General features: G+C 56.0%; 1 protein-coding gene. It reads right to left on the bottom strand.

Features of this window, described 5'->3' with window-relative positions; all coding sequences use genetic code 11:
* Window positions 1-1,122 (bottom strand): FHA domain-containing protein (locus NW827_RS02930; RefSeq protein ID WP_414503320.1); only part of this gene is annotated, 1,122 nt, incomplete at its 3' end.
* Window positions 1,123-1,342 lie beyond the last annotated feature (220 nt).

Raw genomic sequence — 1,342 nt, 5'->3', positions numbered from 1 at the left:
GTTGAGCAGTCTGATGGCTGGGTACCCAGTTGCCAAATGCACGTACTTGGCCACCATAAAGCGGTGATCTGTATGGCCGGGCCGCGTTGCCGAATAGGCTACTACGTATCGCCCATCCTCCGTTTTGCGAACGGCGCGAATATGGCCGTAGCAAAGCATTTGATCCCAGCCAATGCGAGCTGCTTCCCGATCCATCGAGGCAAATACATTCCCTGCCAGCGGTGTGTAGGTATCTGCCAACAAAGGCTCACTAAAGACCTGCCACAAAAAGCCGAGTGCTTCCAACAATCGGCCAGAGAAAAAAGAGCGCCAGGCCTCTCGCAAGGCATAGCCGGGCCAGCCCCAAATGTTGTCCGGACAAGAATCGGAGCCAGAGCGAATTCGCTTCCAGCGGGGGATCTGGCAGTTGGTCAACAGCCGTTCATAGCGTTCGTAGGGTTTACGGGCAATGCTGATGACGCGGATATGTTCGGATCTGACTCCATAAATGCGCAGGGTATCCACCCAAGCAAAGCTGCCAATACCACCGCCCAAAGCCAAATAGAGGGTCTCCTCCACAGGTAGGCCAGTGGCTTTGAGGGCACTCAGGGCAATTTGCTTAGCTCGGAACAAGTCCGGTGGGGGGAAGTCGGATCTGGCCCGCACCTCGGGAAGTTCCTCCGGGGCGAAAACCACTGTGGAAGCTGGGGGAACCTCAAGTGCGGTGTCGGGTTGGGTGGCCGGGCGAATGAGGTCGGTGCGGGGCTCCAGCAAAAGGGTGGGGGTGCCGAGCAATAGGGTGGCGTTGGGATCCCTCAGCAAACTGACGGTGATGCTGTAGGGGCCAAGCTCCACCACTTCCCCGCCCTGCAGCACCCGGCGTGCTTGTCGGATTTTTTCCCCATTGATGCGGCTGCCGTTGGCACTGCGATCCTCGTAGATGACCTGACCATCCTCACCGAGATAGATAAGGGCGTGGTAACGGGAGATCTCCCGGCTAGCAAACACCGCCCGGGCCACTTCTTGCCCCTGCCATTCCTGCGGCAGTTGGGCCAGCTCTCTGCCCAAGGCAAGAGGCAATGGAAAAATCAGCTCTTGCTGTTCTTCAGTAATGGGATCTTCCCAGCTTAGTTGAATTTGCATGGCTTTTGTTCACCTCTGTAAAGGTAAAAATGACTCAATCGAGGACAACACAGAACAATGTAATCTCATGAGTCACCTTGGACTTGGCTTGGGATCCCTTTTTCGACTGCCGGGCTCCAAGAGAAAAATGGAACGGTTTAGTTCTCTAGGCAGGAGATCGCGAGGCTCTGTCAGCCTCTGGAGGAGGGATCACCAGCGAAGCACTTAAGACCAAATGTCC

This window comes from Synechococcus sp. H70.1, assembly GCF_047502705.1.
In the GTDB taxonomy this organism is placed as follows: domain Bacteria; phylum Cyanobacteriota; class Cyanobacteriia; order Thermostichales; family Thermostichaceae; genus Thermostichus.
Note: the sequence above shows the minus strand (reverse complement) of the source record. Positions and strands in the feature narration are given on the sequence as shown.